The sequence below is a fragment of the Kaistella sp. genome, assembly GCF_032060305.1.
GTDB classification, from domain to species: Bacteria; Bacteroidota; Bacteroidia; order Flavobacteriales; family Weeksellaceae; genus Kaistella; species Kaistella yananensis.
Map to the genome: position 1 here is coordinate 22,283 of NZ_DAMBHK010000028.1, position 6,356 is coordinate 28,638.

Sequence of the window (6,356 nt, forward strand, 5' to 3'; positions counted from 1 at the left end):
AACAGTTTAGAATTAAACAATGAAAAACAAATTCAGAATATTAAAAATATTAATAACAGTAATCATTTTCGGATTTCTGCTGAGTTTTTCGTTGAAAAGATTCAATAATAAATCCATGGAAAAAGTTTCGGTTAATCTGATCCAAACCAAACATCCGGTTTATTTTATTGATGAAAAAGACATCAGGGAAATCGTAAAAAAATCTAATCCTGAAAAACGAATAGGCGACATCAACATCCCGGAATTAGAGAAAAAACTCAACCAGTTACCGGCGGTTGACAGTGCCAATGTATATTTGAATTTGAACGGCAACCTGCATCTGGATATTAAGCAGAGAGTCCCCGCGTTCCGGCTGAACAAAAACGGAAATGACTTTTATGTGGACGGAAAGGGAACAGAATTTCCAATCTCCAAAAATTATTCGTTCCCCTGCATGTTGGTTACCGGCGACGTTGATAAATCTGAATATATAAAACTGGCTGAACTGGTCGACAAAATCGACCGCGACGAATTCAGTAAAAAATATTTCATCGGCATTTCCAAAGAAAAAGAAAATTATAATTTACTTACCAGCCAGGGAAATTATAAGGTAGAAATAGGTAATCTGGAAAATATAAATCTGAAGGTTAAAGGTTTTAAAACCTTCGTGGAGAAACACCTTGTTTATCAGGAACCGGAGAAATACACAAAGATTTCGGTAAAGTACGATAATCAGATCGTTACCACGCTGAATCCGTATTTCAAAGAAAACGACAGTATGATGAAAGTGGGCAGCAAAGAATTGGCGAAAGCGCCTTCAGCAGCAAATTCAATTAAAAAAGAATCTCTGCAGCCTGCCGCCAAAAAACCGGAAACAAAACCAAAGGAGAAGCCTAAAGTCAGCGTTTCAAAACCCAAAACAGAAGTAAAAACAACGGCAAAGAAAGAGACTTCCAAGCCTAAAACTGCCACTTCAAAACCGGCTGCAAAGCCCAAAACAAAAGTTAAAATAGAGTAAAAAATCAAATCGACATATCAATGAAAAATCACGAGTATTCAGTAGGCCTCGACATCGGAACCACAAAGATTGTGGCGATTGTCGGTAGAAGAAATGCCCACGGTAAAATTGAGATTCTCGGCGTTGGAAAGGCGAAAAGCCTGGGCGTTCATAAAGGAATTGTGAACAATATTTCCCAGACCATACAGTCCATCAAAACTGCCGTAGCCGAGGCGCAAGCCAGTTCAGGCGTAGCTATTCACAAAGTTACAGTTGGTATTGCCGGCAAACACATCCGGTCATTACAGCATTCAGATTATATCATGAGGGATCATCCCGATCAGTATATCACGGAAGACGATATCGAAAAACTGAAAGAACAGGTTAAAAAACTGGTAATGCTTCCGGGTGAGGAAATTATTCACGTTCTTCCCCAGGAATATAAGGTTGATTCTGAGGGAGAAATCCAGGAACCCATCGGCATGCACGGCAAACGTCTGGAAGCCAACTTCCACGTTGTTGTAGGCCAAATGGGAAGCATCAGAAATATCGCAAGATGCGTTCGTGAAGCTGGCCTGGAAATGGAATCCTTAACCCTCGAACCTCTCGCTTCTTCCGAATCTGTATTGACTAAAGAAGAAAAAGAAGCGGGTGTGGCTATTGTAGACATTGGCGGTGGAACTACTGATATCGCAATCTTCAAAGACAATATCATTCGTCATACCTGTGTAATTCCATACGGTGGCGGAATTATTACCGATGATATTAAAGAAGGGTGTTCAATCATCGAAAAACACGCAGAACAACTGAAAGTAAAATTCGGCTCTGCAATGCCGGAGATGGAAAAAGACAGCACATTCGTTACCATTCCAGGGCTTCACGGCAGACCTGATAAGGAGATTTCGCTGAAAACTTTGGCGCATGTAGTAAATGCGAGGGTTGAGGAAATCTTAGAAATGGTAAACACCGAACTGAAGGCTTATGGCGCTTTTGAGCAGAAGAAAAAACTCATCGCAGGCATCGTTTTAACAGGTGGCGGCTCCAACCTTAAAAACCTTAGACAACTCGCAAACTATACCACAGGTTTCGACAGCCGTATCGGGTTTTCTAATGAATATGTGGCTAACGACAAAAACCAGTTTCTTAAAGGTCCGGAATACGCAACTTCCATAGGTCTTTTAATGGAAAGTTTAAAAATCCGCGATAAGAAACACAGCCCTGAACAGCCGAAACCGGAAGAAGTTGTTAATGAAGTTCCTGCAAAAGAGGAAACTTCAGCACAAATTACCGAAACTCCTGAATTCAGAACAGAAGAACAGGTGATTGCAGAGTCTGGAGAAAAAAGACGCAACAAGCTCACCATCGGTCAAAAAATTATGGAAAGCGTAAAAAAATTCTTTGAAGAAGTTGAATAACTAAAAAATACAAATACTATGGAAAATATGAACACACCAGGATTCTCATTTGATTTGCCAAAGGGAAATTCATCAATTATAAAGGTTATCGGAGTTGGCGGCGGCGGAAACAACGCATTGAAACACATGTACGAAAGAGGGATTCACGGGGTAGATTTTGTAATCTGCAACACCGATTCCCAGACTTTGGATAACAACCCGGTTGCCAACAAAGTTCAGCTTGGGGTAACTATTACCGAAGGTTTGGGCGCTGGTGCAGACCCTGAAGTAGGTGAAAAAGCTGCTATCGAAAGTATTGAAGACATTAAAGCTTCAATGGGACAAAATACGAAAATGGTTTTCATTACCGCAGGAATGGGCGGCGGAACCGGTACTGGTGCAGCTCCTGTGATTGCAAAAGTGGCGAAAGATATGGGAATTCTTACCGTAGGAATCGTTACCGTACCTTTTAGTTTTGAAGGGAAAAGAAGGCTGGAGCAAGCCGATTTAGGTTTGGAAAAACTTAGAAATAACGTGGATTCCCTTATCGTTATCAACAATGATAAACTGCGCCAGCAGTACGGAAATCTTGGTTTCAAATCAGGATTCTCTAAAGCTGACGAAGTGTTGACAAACGCTGCAAAAGGAATGGCAGAAGTAATTACCGGATATTTTGATGTAAACATCGACTTCCGTGATGCAAAATCTGTTTTGCAGAATTCAGGAACGGCTTTAATGTCGAACGGTATTGCTTCCGGCGAAAACAAGGCCGAAGAAGCTGTGAAAAAGGCACTCGACTCTCCGTTATTGAATGATAACAAAATCACGGGCGCAAGAAACGTTCTTCTTTTAATCAGAAGTGGTTCCGAAGAAGTTACCATGGACGAAATCGGCGTGATTATGGACCACATCCAGAAAGAGGCAGGAAATACTGCTGATATCATTTTCGGAGTGGGAACCGATGAAGAACTGGGCGACGCAGTAAGCGTACTTGTTATTGCAACAGGATTTGCGAAAGATAACCACAAGCATTCAGGCACTTCAGAAAAAATTAAATTTTCTCTTACCGATACCATGGCGGCGCCTTCAAAACCAGAATCTCCTTTCAAACAAAAAGCTGAAAAAGAAGAGATTACAAGAGAAGATTTTACCCGAAAGAGCCTTTTCGTTTTAGATGATGAAGACGATTTCCAGACGCCACAGTTCTCCGCAAAATCTGCCGAGAAAAAAACCGCCGTTGAAAATGATACGGCCACCGAAATGCGTTTCTTCGACCTGAATGAAGAATCCAAACCAGATCAGACTTTCAACATCAACGAGCCACAGGAACTGGATTTATTTTCTTTCGAAGATCAGTATGAAGTGACCGAATCCGTTTCTTTCAAATTTGAAACTGAAGATACACCGACCGAAAAAGCACCTGAAACCAACAACACTTCATTTACTGAAGAAAAACCAATGGAATTCAGTTTTTTCGTAAACGAACCGATTGAGGAGCCGAAAGTTGAGACACCACAACCTAAAGCAGAAATCAAGGAACAGCCGGTTCAGAAAACCGAAATTAAGGTGCAGCAAAGCATAGAAGAGCCACAGCAGACTACAAAATTGGAAACTTCTGATGATTTTACCTTCATCAGTAAAGTCGCTCCGAATGATAAAATAATTGAAAGAAGAAACAAACTCCGGGAATTCAACTCCAGATACCAAACGACAGAATCTGAAAACGATTTTGAAACAGTTCCGGCCTTCCGCAGAAAAAATATTACCATTGAAAACGGTAATGCTTCTGAACAGAAAATAAATAATTTTCTTGCAGAAAACAACGGTAGAATGCAGGTTCGCGAAAACAGATTTCTAAACAAAGACGTAGATTAATTATGAGCTTGGAACTTACCATCAGCGAGGCGATAAAAACCGCCATGAAAGATAAAGACAAAGTAGCACTCGATTCTCTGCGTGCCGTAAAATCTCAGATCATGTTACTAAAAACCGAGGCCAAAGGTGCCGAAGTTTCGCCGGAACAGGAAATTGCTATTTTACAGCGCATGATAAAGCAGCGGAAAGATTCTTACGAACAGTTTACTGCACAGAACAGGACTGATCTTGCAGAAGTGGAAGAAGCACAGATGAAAGTGATCGAAAAATTTCTTCCCAAGCAGCTTTCTGCGGAAGAACTAGAAACGGAAATGAAAAAAATCATTGCCGAAACCGGTGCACAAAGCGCCAAAGACCTGGGAAAAGTAATGGGAGCTGCCAGTAAGGCGCTTACAGGAAAAAGCGACGGAAAAAGCATTTCCGAAATGGCTAAGAAATTACTTTCCTAAAAACAACGGATATTCAACCTTTGCATATCGATTTGATTGAAGCCCGGCGCATGTAATGCTCCGGGTTTTTTATGACAAAAAGACAAAAATTGATTTTCGGAATGATTTTGATGCTCATTATGAATGAAATTTAGTGCACGAAATTCATTAAATTTGCAGTGAGAAAAGTCTCAATTTTAACCATAAATAATTTTTTATATGTATCCAGAAGAATTAGTAATGCCGATGAAGGCTGAGCTTACCGATAAAGGATTCCAGGATTTAACCACTCCTGAAGAAGTAGCTAACGCAATTAAAAAAGAAGGTACTACCCTTTTGATGATTAACTCTGTTTGCGGGTGCGCAGCAGGAGCAGCAAGACCGGGGGTGATTTTTTCTTTAACAGGAGATAAAAAACCTGATCAGTTAACCACTGTTTTTGCAGGTTTCGATAAAGATGCGGTAGCAGAAGCAAGAAAATTCCTGGCACCGTTCCCGCCAAGTTCGCCATGTGTAGCGCTTTTCAAAGATGGAGAGTTAGTTCACATGCTTGAAAGACATCATATCGAAGGAAATCCTGCCGGGGCCATTGCTGCCAACCTGCAGGCTGCCTATGACGAATATTGCTAAACGTAAATTTAGTTTGATCAAACAAATCTGCACTGATAATTTCGGTGCAGATTTTTTTATCCTTGGGTAAAAATAATTTTTTCAGCTTGGTATCGTTATTGAAGAGGTCAAAAAAACCGAAAACATTTAATTAATAAAAAGTTATGAAAAAATTACAGTTATTATCAGCAATTGTGGCAGTATTATCACTGTCATCCTGCACAGATGATGCAACGACCGGAGGCGGCTCAGCTTCTGTTAATGTAAGACTCACCGACGCACCTGCCCTTTATGACAAGGTGAATATCGACGTTCAGAAAATTGAATTCAACACCAATAATGGATGGAATTCGCTGAGCGTAAATACACCAGGGGTCTATAATCTCCTGGACTTTAGAAACGGAATGGATGTTCTTCTGGCAAAAGCCGAACTTCCCGCAGGAGCAGTTACACAAATGAGGCTCGTATTGGGACCAAACAATTCCGTTGTTAAAAATGGTGTTACTTATCCATTGGAAACACCTTCTTCAATGCAAAGCGGACTGAAATTCAACTGGAACCAGACCTTAGAAGAAAATGGCGCTTACAACGTATGGATTGATTTTGATGCTGCGCGTTCCATCGTAAAAAGAGGTAACGGAACTTATGCGCTGAAACCGGTAATCAGAGCTTTCAGTGAACTTACTGATGGACAGATCAAAGGATATGTTCTTCCACAGGCTGCCAATGCACAGGTTCATGTAATTTCGCCGGCTAACGATACCATCGCAACCGCATTACCGAATCTGGCAGACGGATTTTACATGTTTAAAGGATTGCCGGCAAATACTTACACCGTTTCATTTGATGCTGATGCAACTACGCCTTATGTTGATCAAAATCAAACGGGTGTAACAGTGGTTTACGGACAGGTTAATAATTTGGGAACAAAAACATTAACCCAATAATCAGACACAAAATATCAGCCGCAAAGTTTTTTTTCTTTGCGGCTTTTTTTATTTTTTCTAAAAGCACTTTTCATTATATTTGTATCAATGGCAACAAAAGCGCTTTTTAATACCGTTGTAAACTGGT

General features: G+C 40.6%; 6 protein-coding genes. All 6 read left to right on the top strand.

Annotated features, from left to right (window positions below; all coding sequences use genetic code 11):
* Positions 1–19 precede the first annotated feature (19 nt).
* The 6 genes from V5N63_RS05795 to V5N63_RS05820 all read left to right on the top strand — a co-directional run bounded on the left by V5N63_RS05795 (position 20) and on the right by V5N63_RS05820 (position 6,229).
* A complete protein-coding gene (locus V5N63_RS05795; RefSeq protein WP_332033192.1) occupies positions 20–997 on the top strand; it encodes a cell division protein FtsQ/DivIB in 978 nt (325 codons plus the stop codon).
* A gap of 20 nt (positions 998–1,017) precedes the next feature.
* Positions 1,018–2,391: a cell division protein FtsA gene (ftsA, locus tag V5N63_RS05800; RefSeq protein ID WP_332033193.1), complete on the top strand. Its 1,374-nt coding sequence runs from the start codon at positions 1,018–1,020 to the stop codon at positions 2,389–2,391.
* Between the two features lie 18 nt (positions 2,392–2,409).
* On the top strand, positions 2,410–4,245 hold the full coding sequence (gene ftsZ / locus V5N63_RS05805) for a cell division protein FtsZ (protein ID WP_332033194.1): 1,836 nt from the start codon (positions 2,410–2,412) through the stop codon (positions 4,243–4,245).
* Positions 4,246–4,247: 2 nt separating this feature from the next.
* Positions 4,248–4,694 carry a GatB/YqeY domain-containing protein gene (locus tag V5N63_RS05810; RefSeq protein ID WP_332018629.1) on the top strand — a complete coding sequence of 149 codons (447 nt, stop codon included), beginning with the start codon at positions 4,248–4,250 and terminating at the stop codon, positions 4,692–4,694.
* A 198-nt stretch (positions 4,695–4,892) separates the two neighbouring features.
* Positions 4,893–5,303 carry a BrxA/BrxB family bacilliredoxin gene (locus V5N63_RS05815; RefSeq protein WP_088468429.1) on the top strand — a complete coding sequence of 137 codons (411 nt, stop codon included), beginning with the start codon at positions 4,893–4,895 and terminating at the stop codon, positions 5,301–5,303.
* 143 nt (positions 5,304–5,446) lie between these two features.
* Entirely contained in the window at positions 5,447–6,229 is a 783-nt protein-coding gene (locus V5N63_RS05820) for a DUF4382 domain-containing protein (RefSeq protein WP_332033195.1), read from the top strand.
* The last annotated feature ends 127 nt before the right edge of the window (positions 6,230–6,356 follow it).